This is a genomic window from Mesorhizobium sp. Cs1299R1N1 (assembly GCF_037179655.1).
In the GTDB taxonomy this organism is placed as follows: Bacteria; Pseudomonadota; Alphaproteobacteria; order Rhizobiales; family Rhizobiaceae; genus Mesorhizobium; species Mesorhizobium salmacidum.
On record NZ_JAPYKR010000006.1, the window covers coordinates 346875 to 361594 of the forward strand.

Sequence of the window (14720 nt, forward strand, 5' to 3'; positions counted from 1 at the left end):
TTCTGCCCCAACCCGCGTCAACGGCGATATTCGCTCGGACAAATGGAACCAGATCGGCCGCGCGGCGTCATAGAAGCAGCTTCGCGCGGCAGTGCCTGGAGTAACATTGATGGTCAGGCTCGTTCTTCTGGCGTTTGTTTTGTTGGCCTTCACAGCTGGCGCCACGGAGGCGGCAAAGCTGGACGCAGCCGCCGTCAACGATGCTCAATTCGGCGAAGCCGCAACGAAGGGCGTCGATGCGACCGCGCTGAAGGCGCAGATCCTTTTGGATCGCGCGCGGTTCTCGCCTGGCCTCATTGACGGCCACCAGGCGGAGAACTTCACCAAGGCGGTTCGGGCATTTCAGGCGGCCAACGCGCTGCCCGCCGATGGCAAGCTCAACCGGGAGACCTGGGACAAGCTGGTCGCAACCTCACCAGGCCCGGTTCTTGTGAATTACGAGCTGACGCGCAAGGACGTGCGTGGACCGTTTACCAAGCGCATTCCGGCCAGTATGGAAAGAATGGCTCGCCTGCGCAGGCTCGGCTACCGCAGTTCGCTGGAACGGATCGCGGAGCACTTCCACATCAGCGAACAATTGCTGCGAAGGCTCAACCCGGGCATCAGCTTCAGGAGGGCGGGCGCAAAGCTGCTGGTGCCGGCTATCGCCCGAGGCGATCCGCCCTCAGCCGTTGCCAACGTCGAAGTCGACAAGGCCGCGCGCCAAGTTCGCGTTCTCGACAATTCCGGCAAAGTGGTTTCGGTCTACCCCGCCTCGATTGGAAGCGAAGAGAAGCCGGCGCCGAGCGGCGAGGCACAAGTCACACGCGTGGTCCACAATCCCACCTATCACTATGATCCCAACTTCGCCTTCAAGGGGGTAAGAACCAAAAGGCCCTTCACCATCGCTGCCGGGCCTAACAATCCTGTCGGATCGGTCTGGATCGATCTGTCCATTGAAAGTTACGGGATTCACGGCACGCCCGAACCAGGCAAGATCGGGAAGACCTTCTCGCATGGTTGCATCAGACTGACCAATTGGGACGCCGAAGACCTGGCCCTTGAGGTGCACAAAGGCACAAGGGTTGTCTTCACCGGAGAAACGGCTGAATCGGCCAACGACCAACCCGGCTGACGCATGGTGGGCAATGCGGACCCCTGAGCCGGTGCCGGGGCCGCACGGAGAGCACCTCACGGTAGCCGGTGCACGAGCTGGCACATCGACGTCACAGGTCCTGCACCGCCGATCCATTCGTATTGGCCCTTGGCCGGATCGGCGTTTTCCCCACAGAGTAGCCGCAACCACACGAGGTGCTTCATGCGCAAGCTCATCTCCACCGGTTCGCCCTTCGAGAAGACCGCCGGCTATTCGCGTGCGGTGGTGCAGGGCGACTGGTGTTTCGTCTCCGGCACGACCGGCTACGACTATGCGACCATGACGATGCCGGAGACGGTCGAGGCGCAGACGCGCAACTGCCTGGCGACGATCGGCAAGGCGCTGAAGGACGGCGGCTTTGACATGGCCGATGTGGTGCGGGCGCATTACTACGTCACCGACCAGGCTTTCGTGGACGTGGTCTTCCCGATCCTCGGCGAGACGTTCGGCGACATCAGGCCGGCGGCGACGATGATCGTGTGCCAGCTCAACAAGCCGGAAATGAAGATCGAGATCGAGGTGACGGCGCTGCGGCGTACGGCCTGAGGAGACCTGCGCCATGAAGGTCAGGCGCATCGTGGCCAATATCGAGACACCGAACGCGGCGGCGGCGAACCGTTTCTACCATGGCGTGCTTGGCCTCGACATCCTGATGGATCAGGGCTGGATCGTAACCTACGGTTCCGGGGAAACGATGCAGGTGCAGGTCAGCTTCATGGCGCAAGGCGGGTCCGGTACGCCGGTGCCGGACCTGTCGATCGAGGTCGATGACGTCGATGCGACGCTCGAGGCCATGAAGGCCGCCGGTTTCGCCATCGAATATGGGCCGGCCGACGAGCCTTGGGGCGTCCGGCGCTTCTATGTGCGCGATCCCTTCGGGCGGCTGGTCAACATTCTCACGCATCGGTGAGGGTCCCTCTGCGGGTCAGCGCGCGTGAAGACCCTGAGATGCCGGCGGGACAGCGCCCCCCTCTGGCCTGCCGGCCATCTCCCCCTCAAGTGGGGAGATTGACGTCACCTCGGCTTTCGCCAATCTCCAACAACGAACGAGGAGGCGAGGCGGCGAAGCTGCCAATCTCCCCATTAGAGGGGGAGATGCCCGGCAGGGCAGAGGGGGGCGCGAAGGATCGCGGCGAAAGGTCGTTCGTCCCAGCATTCATCCTCCCCTTGCGCTGCAACCGCTTGGCGTTTAGCAAGGCCGCGGTTCAAATTCTTTTCTGGGACGGCTCTCCATGGCAACGAAGCACCTTTTCCTGCTCCCCGGCGACGGCATCGGCCCCGAGGCCATGGCCGAGGTCAAGAAGCTGATAGCTGCCATGAACGCAAAGCTCGGCAGCGGCTTCGTCACCAATGAGGGCCTGGTCGGCGGCTGTGCCTACGATGCGCATGGCGCGGCGATTTCCGATGCCGACATGGAAAAGGCGATGGCCGCGGACGCTGTGCTGTTCGGCGCCGTCGGCGGGCCGAAGTGGGACGCCGTGCCTTACGAGGTACGGCCCGAGGCCGGCTTGCTGCGCCTGCGCAAGGACATGGAGCTGTTCGCCAATCTGCGCCCGGCAATCTGCTACCCGGCGCTGGCCGCATCGTCCTCGCTCAAGCAGGAAGTCGTCGAAGGCCTCGACATCCTCATCGTGCGCGAGCTGACCGGTGGCGTCTATTTCGGCGAGCCCAAGCAGATCATCGATCTCGGCAACGGCCAGAAGCGCGGCATCGACACCCAGGTCTACGACACCTTCGAAATCGAGCGCATTTCGGGCGTCGCTTTCGAGCTGGCGCGGACCCGCAAGAACCACGTCACCTCGATGGAAAAGCGCAACGTCATGAAGTCTGGCGTGCTGTGGAACGAGGTCGTCACCCAGACCCACAAGGCGCGCTATTCCGACGTCAAGCTCGACCACATGCTGGCAGACGCCGGCGGCATGCAGCTGGTGCGCTGGCCAAAACAGTTCGACGTCATCGTCACCGACAATCTGTTCGGCGACATGCTGTCCGACATCGCCGCCATGCTGACCGGCTCGATCGGCATGCTGCCGTCGGCCTCGCTCGGCGCGCCCGACGTGAAGACCAAGAAGCGCAAGGCGCTCTACGAGCCGGTACACGGCTCGGCCCCCGACATTGCCGGCAAGGGCATCGCCAACCCGATCGCCATGATCGCCTCCTTCGCCATGTGCCTGCGCTATTCCTTCGGCATGGTCGATGAAGCCGACAAGCTCGAAGCTTCAATCGCCGCCGTGCTCGACCAGGGCTGGCGCACCAAGGATATTTTCTCCCCCGGCATGACCGAGGTTGGCACCGTCGAGATGGGCGACGCGATTATCGCAAAATTCCTGGCCTAGCCGCAGGGCGGCTCGGCCTCAGCGGATCTCGCCGGCAAGCTGCTGCAGCAGGCCGACGAGCTGCGCCTCGTCCACAGGTTCGAAGAAGGCTGCGTCGGCGGCCTCGACGGCGACGATCGCTTGCTGTGCCGCGGCCACCCCGGCGGCGGTGACGCGGATCACCTTGGCCCGGGAATCCCGGGGGTCGGCCTCGCGTGCGATCAATCCTTTCGCCTCCAGCCGGGCGACGACGTCCGAGGTCATCTTCACCTCCGTGCCGGCCTGGGCGGCGAGCTGCACCTGGTTGGGCGGCTCGCCATTGCGTGCGAGCCACATCGCCGAGGCGAGCAGCACGAACTGGACATGTGTCAGGTCGAGCGGCGCCAGCGCCGCCGTCATGACACGCTGCCAGCGCATCGTGGTCCGCCAGAGCAGCAATCCGGCGCTCTCCGATGGTCCACCCTTGAAGCGCGTGTCCAGTTCAGCCACGGTTCGCCAACGCCTCCGCCTGCTCGAACAGCCTGGCCATCGAGACGTCGAAATCGCCACTGATCTGCGGCCCGAGTTCCGGGCCGACCTCGGCGGCCGAAGGGCCCGAGATATCAAGCCGGTGCGTCACCTGCGTGCCGCCTTCGACGGGCACCAGCGTGTGCCGGAACAGCAGCGTGGTGTCACCGAACGAAGTTTCATCGGCATAGGTCAAATTGTCGACGAGATCGACGATGGTCGATTCGAACGTGTCCTGTCCGACCGGTGTCACCGAGACGCGGGTGCCCTTGGCGAACGGCCCGTGCAGCACGAAAATGTCGGACCCCTCATAGGTCAGGCGGCCTTCATGCAAGGCCTTGAGCGCGTTCCAGATGGCTCGCGCCGGAAGCGGGGAAGTCGCGGTGTATTCATTGGTCCACATCGTCTTGGCTCCGTCTTGTCCGATCGACCATTCGATCCGCGCACAGACTATCTGTGCGCGGATTAAATTGCAAGCGGAATTTTCGGCCGCAGCGTCCTGCTGGGCGAGAGCTCGCCTAGATGGTTTAGCCCTATGTCTTCATGTCGCTCGAGCCGAAAACCGTTTCCAGTCTTTGGGACTCGCTTCTAACCCTGACTCCTGCCGGCACCGGTCCCCAGGGGTTATCGCCTACCTGGGACGGCATAAGTCCGAGGACCAGCAAGGCAGCTTCGCCGATGACCGGGATGAAGCAGACCAAGACAAACCAGCCACTCAGGCCGACGTCATGTAGGCGTCGCACGACCAGCGCAATCCACGAGAGGCCGAACGCCAGCGTGTAGATGGCGGCGGGTAAGAAGCCTATCGAGCTGCTGCCCGCATTCGCGCCGAAGCCATTGACGGCGAGATTGACAAGGATCCCGAAGCCGACAAGCGCTAGCTGAACAAGGAGAAAGCATAGCCAAAAAGCCCAGAATTCCTTGCGGCGGGCGCGTCCGTTGAAATTGAAATAGTTCACGCTCACCGTGCGCCCGAAATAGGCCCAAAGTCCTGTGGAACCAGCAGACCGCTTTTCGGCAGGCAGGCCTCGCCGCGGTGGCTGACCCACGCCTGAAGACGGCGAGGGCGAACTCACGGCGACTACATCATGCGCCGCGCCGTCATCTGGCTGGAACTCGACGACAGCGCCCCGGACGAGCGCCACCCCCTGGTTCAGATCTTTGCGTGCAAATAAATAGCGGGTGCCGTCGACCCCGTTGATGTAGCCGAAGTCCTGATCCTCGTCGTAGTGATAGACCGTGCCGCGCATGTTCCCCCCTTTTTGCGATACGATGAGCGGATGCTATCCAGGGTTGTTCGTGATTGCAATATGCACGCTATGTCATATGCTGACGCCAGCCGGCACCGGTCCCCACTGGTTTTCACGCGCCTGGGTCGGGATCAGCGCGAAGACCAGGATGATCAGGCTGCCGATGCTGGGGATGAGGATCAGCAGATAGAGCCAGCCCGACAGGCCGATATCGTGCAGCCGGCGCACGGTCATGCCGAGGCCGGGCAGGAGCGTCGCCAGGAGGAAGGTGCCGCAGAGGCCGACCGTCACCACCGCGGAGGCGTCGGTGTCGAAATTGCCCATTTCGATATCGGTGAAGATGCCGATGCCGCCGATGATGAGCAGGCAGACCACCCAGAACAGGCAGTAGCCCCAATATTCCTTGCGGCGGGCGCGGCCGGCGAAGTTGAAGTAGTTCCGCGTCAGGCCACGCCAGAAATAGCCCCAGAGATCACTGGGTTCGGCGGTTGCGCTCTCGCTGGATCGGCCGAAATGCCGCGCCTGCGGTGCGCGGGCCGTGGGTGCGGTGCCGACTGGAGCCGGAGCGGCGTTCATGCCGGCGGCCACGGTCGGGCTCGCGGTGGTTTGGCCGGCGATCGAAAAAACGTCGCGAGCCTGGCCGCCGCTCGTCTGGAACTCGACCACCGTCCCGTTGGGCATCGCGGTTTGCCGGCGCAGGTTCTCGCGGGTGAAGGTGTAGCGGTTGCCGTCGGCGCCGGTGATGAAGCCGAAGCCCTGGTCCTCTTCATAGTGAAGCACTTCGCCGCGCATCGCCCACCCCCTTGTCGCCACGTCCCTGCAAAGATGTGGCACAGGGCCGAGCCGATGGGCAAGCCGCCCATAAGCTACCGCCTTCGCCGCAAATGACGCAAAAATCAGCGGCGAGGCTTTCGCGTCGGTCTTACGACGGCCGCTTCTTCGTCTTCTTGTGCTTCGGCGCGCCGGTGTTTTCGAATTTCGGCTTGCCCGGCTTTTTCGCCCACGGCTTTGCATCATGCGCGGCTTGCGGGCGCTGGTCGGCGGAAGCCGGTGCACGTTTCTCGAACTTGCGCTTCGGCGCGTTCGGGTCGAACGGCGCCTTGCCGCGATGCGGTTTCTTGTCCGGGCTGGGCGGCTGGTAGCCGGCCCGCGACAGGTCAGGCGTGCCGTCCAGCCGCTTCACCACGATGTTGCCCTGCAATTTGCGGTCGGGACCGATCGCGGCGAGAAAACGCTCGGCCCAGTCGGCGGCGATCTGCACGAACGTCTCTTCCGGCTGCATCTTGATGGCGCCGATCTCACGCTTGCTGATGCTGCCGGCACGGCACAACATCGGGATCAGCCAGCGCGGCTCGGCATTCTGCCGGCGTCCGACCGACAGCGAGAACCAGACGCTGGCGCCGAAATCGTCGCGGCGGCTGGGCGCCTCGTCGCGGTGCGCAAACTTCTCGCCCGCCGGCCTTTCGCGCGATGGGGTGAAAGGCGCGACGTCCATCAGATCCTCGGGCGCCGAGCGGCTGGCGCGGCACTGGCGCACAAAGGCAGCCGCCACCTGTTCGGCTCCATGCCGGGCGAGAAGCGCGTCGATGAATGCACGCTCGTCGTCCTTCACCGGTTCGTCGAAAGCCGGATCGGCAAGGATGCGCTCGTCGTCGCGCCGCATCACGTCGTCGGCCGAGGGCGGGCTCGCCCATGTCGCCGTCAGCTTGGCGCTTTGCAGCAGCCGCTCGGTGCGCCTGCGGGCGCTGTTGGGCACGATCAGCGCGCTGACGCCCTTGCGTCCCGCACGTCCGGTGCGGCCGCTGCGGTGCAGCAGCGTTTCCGGATTGGTCGGCAGGTCGGCGTGGATCACCAGTTCGAGGTTGGGCAGGTCGATGCCGCGCGCCGCCACGTCGGTGGCGATGCAGACTTTCGCGCGGCCGTCGCGCATCGCCTGCAGCGCATGGCTGCGCTCGTTCTGGCTGAGCTCGCCCGAGAGCGCGACGACGGAAAAATTGCGGTTGTTGAAGCGGGCCGTGAGATGATTGACGGCGGCACGCGTGTTGCAGAACACCAGCGCGTTCTTGGCCTCATAGAAACGCAGCACGTTGATGATGGCGTTCTCGCGATCGGCCTGGGCGACATTCAGCGCCCTGTACTCGATGTCGAGATGCTGCTTTTCCTCGCCGGCGGCCGAGATGCGCACGGCGTCGCGCTGATAGCCCTGGGCGAGCGTGGCGATGGAGCGCGGCACGGTGGCGGAGAACATCAGCGTGCGACGGTCGGCCGGTGCGGCATCGAGGATGAATTCGAGGTCCTCGCGAAAGCCGAGATCGAGCATCTCGTCGGCCTCGTCCAGCACCACGGCCTTGAGCGTCGACATGTCGAGCGAATTACGGGTGATGTGGTCGCGCAGCCGGCCGGGCGTGCCGACGACGATGTGGGCGCCGCGCTCCAGCGCGCGCCGTTCGGTGCGCATGTCCATGCCGCCGACGCAGGATGCCACCGTGGCGCCGGTCGGCTCATAGAGCCATTCGAGCTCGCGGGTCACCTGCAGCGCCAGTTCACGCGTCGGCGCCACCGCCAATGCCAGCGGCGCCGCTGCCGGGCCGAAACGTTCCGCGCCGTCGAGCAGCGTCGGCGCCATGGCAAGGCCGAAGGCGACGGTCTTGCCCGAGCCGGTCTGGGCCGACACCAGAGCGTCGGCCTGGCCGAGCTCCAGCACCGCCTTCTGCACCGGGGTCAGGTCGGAATAACCGCGTTTCTCCAGCGCTTGTGCCAGCGCGGGAACAATACCATCGAAGTTGGACATCTCATTCTTTCGGAATTCAGAGGATTGCTCTTACGAAGCACATCCGGGACCGGCACGCGTGCCGGTCAGACAATCTTTGGGTGTTCGTACTTCTTGCGGTGACCATTGTACAGTGCAGCCCGCCGCGCTTCTTCCCTTCTCCCCTTGTGGGAGAAGGTGGCCTCGCGATCCGAGGTCGGATGAGGGGTGCTCCAGCTTGGCGCCGACGGCACTCCGTCACCCACCCCTCAACCGTCTCGGCGCTGCGCGCCGATCCACCGCCCTGGGCGAGTCACGGGCCTCGCCCGCCCTTCGGGCCCCACAAGGGGAGAAGGAAAAGAGGCGCCAATTGACTCCTGCGGCAAACCGCGTAAAAGCCGGCATCGAACGGGATCAATCTCGATGCGCGGCCTTTTGATGGCTCTTCTTGCCTTCGACGTCCCCGGCCACATCAGTGGGGCCGGACGCGTTGGTGCATCTTACCGTTCGACCAAAACCATGGCCAAAACCACCACCAAAACGGTGTGATTCCCTTGGCCTAACCACCCTCTCCCGGGTCCGGCCCGGGGGACGGAACCCGCACTTGGCCGGCGGGTTTTCTCCAAGAACCAAGCGGAGAGGGACAGGAGATTTCTATGAGTTTCAAGGTTGCAGTCGTCGGCGCCACGGGCAATGTGGGCCGGGAAATGCTCAACATTCTGGAAGAGCGCGGCTTTCCGGTCAGCGAAGTCGTGGCGCTCGCCTCGCGGCGCAGCATGGGCACGGAAGTGTCGTTCGGCGACCGCACGCTGAAGGTCAGGCCGCTCGACCAGTATGATTTTTCCGACACCGACATCTGCATCATGTCGGCCGGCGGCAACGTCTCCAAGGAGTGGTCGCCGAAGATCGGCAAGCAGGGCTGCGTCGTCATCGATAATTCATCGGCCTTCCGCTACGACCAGGACGTGCCGCTGATCGTGCCCGAGGTGAACCCGGACGCGATCTCGCTGTTCACGCGCAAGAACATCATCGCCAACCCGAATTGCTCGACGGCGCAGCTCGTCGTGGCGTTGAAGCCGCTGCATGATGCCGCCACCATCAAGCGCGTCGTCGTCGCCACCTACCAGTCTGTATCCGGCGCCGGCAAGGAAGGCATGGACGAGCTCTTTACCCAGACCCGCGCGGTGTTCGTCGCCGACCAGGTCGACGTCAAGAAGTTCACCAAACGCATCGCCTTCAACGTCATCCCGCATATCGATGTCTTCCTCGACGACGGCTTCACCAAGGAAGAGTGGAAGATGGTCGCCGAGACCAAGAAGATGCTCGACCCCAAGATCAAGCTGACGGCGACCTGCGTGCGCGTGCCGGTGTTCATCGGCCATTCGGAAGCGGTCAACATCGAGTTCGAGAAGCCGATCACCGCCGACGAGGCGCGCGACATCCTGCGTGAAGCGCCTGGCTGCCAGGTCTTGGACAAGCGCGAGGATGGCGGCTACATCACGCCGCTGGAATCGGCCGGCGAGGACGCCACCTTCATCTCGCGCATCCGCGAGGATTCGACCGTCGACAACGGCTTGTCGATGTGGATCGTCTCCGACAACCTGCGCAAGGGCGCGGCGTTGAACGCGGTGCAGATCGCCGAACTCCTGATCGAGCGCGGGCTCATCCAGCCGAAGAAGAAGGCGGCTTAGTTTTCGCTCACGGGCCGTATCGCCGCTGCCGCGGCTGGCCCTCCGCGAGGGCGCCGGACGACCGGCGGCCCGCCGTCGCGGGCCCGGCCTTCGGCCGTTAGCTCCCTTCTCCCCGTCATTACGGGGAGAAGGTGCCGGCAGGCGGATGAGGGGCAGCGCCGGCCATGCCGATTTGGCGCTGCCGGGTCATGAGATTAGCCGTCAAAGTCGCTCCGCGCCGATTTCAGCTCGCGCTATCCATACTCAGTTCGCGCAGCACCGCCATCGCCTCCTCCGCCCGCCCGGCCGGCACAAACAGGTGGTCGTGATAAAAACCCGAGACTGGATTGACGCCCATGCCGGCGGCGGCGAGGCGTGCGGTGATGGCGGCGAGGAAGCCGACGGCTTCGAGCGATGAGTGGATGTTCAGCGTGATCATCCGGCAGCGGAACGAAGCCTCCAGCCCCGTGGTCCGGGCGGCTTCCTCGGTCACGATCAGCGTCGTGCCTTCGCGCTCGCGAAACACCATCACCGGCTCCAGGCCTTCGGGCTGCGGCACGTGCGGCGCCAGCGTGGCAAAGACATAGGCGCCATCAAGCAATTCCGGCGTCATCGACGCCAACAATGTCCTCAGATCGGTCTCGCCGGTCATTTGTCGTCTCGCCTGGTGCACTGCCCGCTCCTCAATAGCCGCCATGGACGAATGCCGATAGCTCTGCTGGCAGCAGAGTCCGCAGCATGGTGGAAATCGGCGCCAAGACAAATCCAGACACGTGTCGGATCGCCGCCTCACGGCACGTCCTTGGTTCGACCCCGCTGAAAACGGGGCTAACCATCAGGAGGGACCACCAATGAGCATTTCTCAAACCGCGCCTGTCTCGTCCGGCGCCCTGTGGACCGGCCGCGTGCTCAGTGGCCTCATCGTCCTGTTCATGATCTTCGACGGCGCCATCAAGCTGCCGCCGCTCGATATCGTCACCCGGACGATGGCGCCGCTCGGCTGGCCGGCCGACGCCAATGTCGCGCGCATGCTGGGCATCATCGGCCTGGTCTCGACCGCGCTCTACGCACTGCCGCGCACCTCCGTGCTCGGCGCCATCCTGCTCACCGCCTATATGGGCGGCGCCATCGCCACCAATGCGCGTATCGGCAATCCGCTGTTTTCGCACACGCTGTTCGGCGTCTATCTCGGCATCGTCCTTTGGGGCGGCCTCTATCTGCGTGATCCCAAAGTGCGCGCTCTGATCCCGTTCGGCCGGTAGCCGTTCCGCGCCAATCGCTGCCAGGTGTCGTCGCGATCTTCATTCTTCTTGGGATCAAATTAGCCGTCTGAGAGTTAGGGACTTGGCGGCGAGACGGCGATCCGCATGTGAGAGGAACGACAAATGAAGAGAATCCTGACCATTCTGGTGCTGACGATGGCGCTCGGCGCCTGTTCGCAGACGGAAAAAGGCGCGGCTGTCGGTGGCCTCGGCGGTGCCGCGGTTGGCGCGGCAGTCGCCAATAATCCGGTGCAAGGCGCGGTTGTCGGCGGTGCCGTCGGGGCCGTGGCCGGTGCGCTGATCGGCCGGGCCAGCGAACCGGGCCGTTGCCGCTATCGCGACCGCAATGGCCATACCTATGTCGATCGCTGCCCAAGCGGTTATTGAACGACCGCATGCCAAAAATGAAGAGCAAACGGCGGGCTTTTGACCCGCCGTTTTCGATCGATGAATTGGCTGCAACTCGTTTGAGGCACTATCACGGCGCGCGCTACAGGAGCTCCCGGACGTATTGCCAGGCGTCGCGCCCCAAACCCGCATCGGCGCGGTCATTGCCGCCATGGGCATGCGAGCTTGAGCGCGGCGTGGTTTCACCCGGCAGGAGAATGCGGTGGCCGGCGTCGGGAGCCGAAACGAGGCGCGTGGCCTTTCCGGCGTCTTTTCGACGCCGGACGATCGATCGAGCGAAATCCAGGGATGGCCACAGCGCGTCGCCGCCGCCCGCGACCAGCACGATCTCCGCCGAAATAACCTCGACGGGAATGGCGGCCCTGTCCGCTTCCTGCTTGAATCTTGCCAGGCAGTGTTCGAAAAGCCCTCGATAGGACACAAGGCCATCGAGGTAGCTTGCCCTCCAATCCGGGTCTGTTGGAACAAACGGGCATGGAACCCCCTTCAGCGTCCATGAGGACCGCTCGGGCCAGCTGATGCCGTCGCGGCCCGGCCCGATGTTGCCCCAGACCACCGATGTCGGGCTGATCGCGACCACGGCATCGATGCGCGGGTCATGCGCCGCCGCGAGCAAGGATGCCTCGGCGCCCTTGGATGTGCCGACATAGATGATGCGCTGGCACCCCAATCCGACCAGCCGGTCGGTCGCGGCGAAAAACGTCTCCAGGGGGATTTCGCATATGCCTGGGATCTGGCCTTGGCCGCCGAACCAGCGGAGGGCAAGGGCAGAGACGCCCATATCGGCAAACAGTCGTGCGCGCTCGACATCGACGCGGCCGCTCGATCCGCCCAGCACCACGACACCTGTCGTGGCATCGACGCATCGCAACAGGGTTCCGGCGACGCCGCCGGACAGGATTTCCTCCGCGACTGCTCGTTCGCCCATTGGATCCTCCGGAAATCAGAAGCTTTCCAATGAAACAGCAAAGGGCAGGTGAGTGACAATTGCAAACAGCAAAACGGCGGGCACAGGCCCGCCGTTCTGTTTGCGCAAGGAATAGGAAGCGATTACTCGGCGGTGGCGGCTTCCGCTTCGGCTGGTGCGGCAGCGGCCGCGGCGACGGCGGCAGCGGCGTCGTCCTGGGCCTTCTTCAGCAGGGCGGCGCGTTCCTGCGCCTTCTTGCCGGGCTCGGCCTTCTTCGGGTTGGAGCGGGCTTCGCGCTTGGCAAGGCCGGCTTCATCGAGGAAGCGCAGCACGCGGTCGGTCGGCTGGGCGCCGTGCGACAGCCAATGCTTGACGCGGTCGGCGTCGACCTTGATGCGCTCACCGTCCTTCGGCAGCAGCGGGTTCCACGAGCCGAGCGACTCGATGAAACGGCCGTCGCGGGGCGAACGGGCGTCGGCGACGACGACGTGGTAGTAAGGACGCTTCTTCGAGCCCGCACGGGCCAGTCTGATCTTCAGTGCCATTTTCTTTTCTCCTAAAAGCTCTGATTTCGTTGATTGTTCAGGCTGGTTGTCAGCCGGTTTTCGTCACGCCGTTGGCTGCGGCGATCTGTTCGTGGTGCCGGATCACTTCGCGGACGACGAAGTTGAGGAATTTTTCCGCGAAATCCGGGTCGAGATGCGCATCTTTCGCAAGCTGGCGAAGACGGGCGATCTGCTGCTGCTCGCGCGCCGGGTCGGCCGGCGGCAGGCCATGCTCGGCCTTGAGCATGCCGACCGCCTTGGTGCAGCGGAAGCGCTCGGCCAGCATATGGATGAGGGCGGCATCGATGTTGTCGATCGAGGCGCGGTAGCCGGCCAGGATGGTGCGGGCGTCGGCCATGTCCTTTTCTTCGTTCATAGCGTCCTCACTTTTTCTTGCCGAGACCGGGCAGGCCGCCACCACCGCCAAGGCCGGGAAGCTTCATGCCGCCAGGCAGGCCGGGCAAGCCGCCGCCTGGGGCGGGCAAGCCCTTCATGCCACCGAGGCCGGCGGCCTGCGCCTGTTTCTGCAAGGCTTCGAGCTGCTTGGGATCCATCTTCGACAGGTCGGGCATGCCGCCGCCCATCATGCCGCCCCCGGGCACCATGCCGCCAAGGCCCATCTTGGAGGCGAGGCCGCCCATCATGCCGCGCATCAGGCCGCCGCCTTTGCCCTTGCCGCCCATCGCCTTCATCATGTCGGCCATGCCGCGATGCATCTTCAAGAGCTTGTTGATCTCGGCCGCATCGGTGCCGGAGCCGGCGGCGATGCGCTTCTTGCGCGAGTGTTTCAGTATATCGGGATTGGCGCGCTCGGCCTTGGTCATCGAGGAGATGATGGCGAGCTGGCGGCCGAACATCTTGTCGTCGAGGCCGGCGGCGGCCATCTGGTCCTTCATCTTGCCCATGCCCGGCATCATGCCCATGATGCCGCCCATGCCGCCCATCTTCGACATCTGCTGAAGCTGCTGGGCGAGGTCGTTCAGGTCGAACTTGCCCGACTGCATCTTCTTGGCCATCGCCGCCGCCTGCTCGGCGTCGATGTTTTCGGCCGCCTTCTCGACGAGCGAGACGATGTCGCCCATGCCCAGGATACGGTCGGCGATGCGCTTGGGGTGGAATTCCTCCAGCCCGTCCATTTTTTCGCCGGTGCCGATCAGCTTGATCGGCTTGCCAGTAACGGCGCGCATCGAAAGCGCGGCACCGCCACGGCCATCGCCGTCCATGCGGGTCAGCACAAGGCCGGTGATGCCGACGCGCTCGTCGAAGCTTTTCGCCAGGTTGACGGCGTCCTGACCGGTCAGGGAGTCGGCGACCAGCAGGATCTCGTGCGGCGACGACACCTTTTTGATGTCGGCCATCTCGACCATCAGCGGCTCGTCGATATGGGTGCGGCCGGCGGTGTCGAGGATGACGACGTCATGGCCGCCGAGCTTGGCCGCCTGCACGGCGCGCCTGGCGATATCGACCGGGTTCTGGCCTGCTATCACAGGCAGCGTCGCGACCTTGACCTGCTCGCCGAGCTGGCGCAACTGCTCCTGCGCGGCGGGGCGCCGCGTGTCGAGCGAGGCCATCAGGACCTTCTTGTTCTGCCGTTCGGTCAGGCGCTTGGCGATCTTGGCCGAAGTCGTCGTCTTTCCGGAGCCCTGCAGGCCGACCATCATGACGACGACCGGAGCAGGCGCGTTGAGGTCGATGGCGACGCCCTCGGCGCCCAGCATGTCGACCAGCTCGTCATGGACGATCTTGACGACCATCTGTCCGGGCTTGATCGACTTCAGCACGGCGGCGCCGACGGCCTTCTCGCGCACCTTGTCGGTGAAGGAACGTACCACTTCCAGCGCCACGTCGGCCTCGAGCAGCGCACGGCGCACCTCGCGCAACGCCGCCGAGACATCAGCCTCGGAAAGCGCGCCGCGGCCGGTCAGGCCGTTCAGGATGGAGCCAAGGCGCTCTTGTAGGGACTCAAACATTG

General features: G+C 64.5%; 17 protein-coding genes. 7 read left to right on the forward strand and 10 right to left on the reverse strand.

The window, feature by feature from the left end; genetic code table 11:
• Positions 1–109: 109 nt before the first annotated feature.
• The 4 genes from O7A70_RS15880 to leuB all read left to right on the forward strand — a co-directional run bounded on the left by O7A70_RS15880 (position 110) and on the right by leuB (position 3471).
• A complete protein-coding gene (locus O7A70_RS15880; RefSeq protein ID WP_337141189.1) occupies positions 110–1114 on the forward strand; it encodes a L,D-transpeptidase family protein in 1005 nt (334 codons plus the stop codon).
• Positions 1115–1297: 183 nt separating this feature from the next.
• On the forward strand, positions 1298–1681 hold the full coding sequence (locus O7A70_RS15885; protein ID WP_027145972.1) for a RidA family protein: 384 nt from the start codon (positions 1298–1300) through the stop codon (positions 1679–1681).
• Between the two features lie 13 nt (positions 1682–1694).
• Complete coding sequence (locus O7A70_RS15890) at positions 1695–2045, forward strand: VOC family protein (protein WP_337141190.1); 351 nt, start codon at positions 1695–1697, stop codon at positions 2043–2045.
• Positions 2046–2367: 322 nt separating this feature from the next.
• Entirely contained in the window at positions 2368–3471 is a 1104-nt protein-coding gene (gene leuB, locus O7A70_RS15895; RefSeq protein WP_337141191.1) for a 3-isopropylmalate dehydrogenase, read from the forward strand.
• A gap of 18 nt (positions 3472–3489) precedes the next feature.
• Here the strand turns inward: leuB and O7A70_RS15900 are convergent, their stop codons facing one another.
• The 5 genes from O7A70_RS15900 to O7A70_RS15920 all read right to left on the reverse strand — a co-directional run bounded on the left by O7A70_RS15900 (position 3490) and on the right by O7A70_RS15920 (position 7998).
• Positions 3490–3939 carry a MarR family winged helix-turn-helix transcriptional regulator gene (locus O7A70_RS15900; RefSeq protein ID WP_337141192.1) on the reverse strand — a complete coding sequence of 150 codons (450 nt, stop codon included), beginning with the start codon at positions 3937–3939 and terminating at the stop codon, positions 3490–3492.
• Positions 3932–4360: a polyketide cyclase gene (locus O7A70_RS15905; protein WP_337141193.1), complete on the reverse strand. Its 429-nt coding sequence runs from the start codon at positions 4358–4360 to the stop codon at positions 3932–3934. Before O7A70_RS15905 ends, O7A70_RS15900 begins: the two co-directional genes overlap by 8 nt.
• Before the next feature lie 130 nt (positions 4361–4490).
• The gene (locus O7A70_RS15910; RefSeq protein WP_337141194.1) at positions 4491–5207 is read right to left on the reverse strand and encodes a DUF805 domain-containing protein; all 717 of its coding nucleotides are present in this window, start codon (positions 5205–5207) and stop codon (positions 4491–4493) included.
• Positions 5208–5279: 72 nt separating this feature from the next.
• Positions 5280–5999, reverse strand: coding sequence for a DUF805 domain-containing protein (locus tag O7A70_RS15915; protein WP_337141195.1), 720 nt, complete (start codon positions 5997–5999; stop codon positions 5280–5282).
• Positions 6000–6129: 130 nt separating this feature from the next.
• A complete protein-coding gene (locus O7A70_RS15920) occupies positions 6130–7998 on the reverse strand; it encodes a DEAD/DEAH box helicase (protein WP_337141196.1) in 1869 nt (622 codons plus the stop codon).
• 614 nt (positions 7999–8612) lie between these two features.
• On the opposite strand from O7A70_RS15920, the gene O7A70_RS15925 reads away from it, so the two are divergent.
• On the forward strand, positions 8613–9647 hold the full coding sequence (locus O7A70_RS15925) for an aspartate-semialdehyde dehydrogenase (RefSeq protein ID WP_337141198.1): 1035 nt from the start codon (positions 8613–8615) through the stop codon (positions 9645–9647).
• A gap of 223 nt (positions 9648–9870) precedes the next feature.
• Here O7A70_RS15925 and O7A70_RS15930 read toward each other — a convergent pair whose 3' ends face one another.
• The gene (locus O7A70_RS15930) at positions 9871–10278 is read right to left on the reverse strand and encodes an ACT domain-containing protein (RefSeq protein WP_337141199.1); all 408 of its coding nucleotides are present in this window, start codon (positions 10276–10278) and stop codon (positions 9871–9873) included.
• 199 nt (positions 10279–10477) lie between these two features.
• On the opposite strand from O7A70_RS15930, the gene O7A70_RS15935 reads away from it, so the two are divergent.
• Entirely contained in the window at positions 10478–10888 is a 411-nt protein-coding gene (locus O7A70_RS15935; RefSeq protein WP_337141200.1) for a DoxX family protein, read from the forward strand.
• Positions 10889–11011: 123 nt separating this feature from the next.
• Positions 11012–11275 (forward strand): glycine zipper domain-containing protein, encoded by a 264-nt coding sequence (locus O7A70_RS15940; protein WP_337141201.1) that lies wholly within the window; start codon positions 11012–11014, stop codon positions 11273–11275.
• A gap of 103 nt (positions 11276–11378) precedes the next feature.
• Here O7A70_RS15940 and O7A70_RS15945 read toward each other — a convergent pair whose 3' ends face one another.
• From O7A70_RS15945 to ffh, 4 genes are all read right to left on the reverse strand, one after another.
• Positions 11379–12224 (reverse strand): acyl-CoA thioester hydrolase/BAAT C-terminal domain-containing protein, encoded by an 846-nt coding sequence (locus tag O7A70_RS15945; RefSeq protein ID WP_337141202.1) that lies wholly within the window; start codon positions 12222–12224, stop codon positions 11379–11381.
• Positions 12225–12346: 122 nt separating this feature from the next.
• Positions 12347–12748, reverse strand: a complete 402-nt coding sequence (rpsP, locus tag O7A70_RS15950; RefSeq protein WP_027146222.1) for a 30S ribosomal protein S16 — start codon at positions 12746–12748, stop codon at positions 12347–12349.
• A gap of 49 nt (positions 12749–12797) precedes the next feature.
• Positions 12798–13124, reverse strand: a complete 327-nt coding sequence (locus tag O7A70_RS15955) for a chorismate mutase (RefSeq protein ID WP_027146221.1) — start codon at positions 13122–13124, stop codon at positions 12798–12800.
• Positions 13125–13131: 7 nt separating this feature from the next.
• Positions 13132–14718 (reverse strand): signal recognition particle protein, encoded by a 1587-nt coding sequence (ffh, locus tag O7A70_RS15960; RefSeq protein WP_140751939.1) that lies wholly within the window; start codon positions 14716–14718, stop codon positions 13132–13134.
• Positions 14719–14720 lie beyond the last annotated feature (2 nt).

Coding starts and splice junctions, on each gene's coding strand:
- O7A70_RS15880 (WP_337141189.1), top strand. CDS start 110: ATGGTCAGGCTCGTTCTTCTGGCGTTTGTTTTGTTGGCCTTCACAGCT.
- O7A70_RS15885 (WP_027145972.1), top strand. CDS start 1,298: ATGCGCAAGCTCATCTCCACCGGTTCGCCCTTCGAGAAGACCGCCGGC.
- O7A70_RS15890 (WP_337141190.1), top strand. CDS start 1,695: ATGAAGGTCAGGCGCATCGTGGCCAATATCGAGACACCGAACGCGGCG.
- leuB (WP_337141191.1), top strand. CDS start 2,368: ATGGCAACGAAGCACCTTTTCCTGCTCCCCGGCGACGGCATCGGCCCC.
- O7A70_RS15905 (WP_337141193.1), bottom strand. CDS start 4,360: ATGTGGACCAATGAATACACCGCGACTTCCCCGCTTCCGGCGCGAGCC.
- O7A70_RS15910 (WP_337141194.1), bottom strand. CDS start 5,207: ATGCGCGGCACGGTCTATCACTACGACGAGGATCAGGACTTCGGCTAC.
- O7A70_RS15915 (WP_337141195.1), bottom strand. CDS start 5,999: ATGCGCGGCGAAGTGCTTCACTATGAAGAGGACCAGGGCTTCGGCTTC.
- O7A70_RS15920 (WP_337141196.1), bottom strand. CDS start 7,998: ATGTCCAACTTCGATGGTATTGTTCCCGCGCTGGCACAAGCGCTGGAG.
- O7A70_RS15925 (WP_337141198.1), top strand. CDS start 8,613: ATGAGTTTCAAGGTTGCAGTCGTCGGCGCCACGGGCAATGTGGGCCGG.
- O7A70_RS15930 (WP_337141199.1), bottom strand. CDS start 10,278: ATGACCGGCGAGACCGATCTGAGGACATTGTTGGCGTCGATGACGCCG.
- O7A70_RS15935 (WP_337141200.1), top strand. CDS start 10,478: ATGAGCATTTCTCAAACCGCGCCTGTCTCGTCCGGCGCCCTGTGGACC.
- O7A70_RS15940 (WP_337141201.1), top strand. CDS start 11,012: ATGAAGAGAATCCTGACCATTCTGGTGCTGACGATGGCGCTCGGCGCC.
- O7A70_RS15945 (WP_337141202.1), bottom strand. CDS start 12,224: ATGGGCGAACGAGCAGTCGCGGAGGAAATCCTGTCCGGCGGCGTCGCC.
- rpsP (WP_027146222.1), bottom strand. CDS start 12,748: ATGGCACTGAAGATCAGACTGGCCCGTGCGGGCTCGAAGAAGCGTCCT.
- O7A70_RS15955 (WP_027146221.1), bottom strand. CDS start 13,124: ATGAACGAAGAAAAGGACATGGCCGACGCCCGCACCATCCTGGCCGGC.
- ffh (WP_140751939.1), bottom strand. CDS start 14,718: ATGTTTGAGTCCCTACAAGAGCGCCTTGGCTCCATCCTGAACGGCCTG.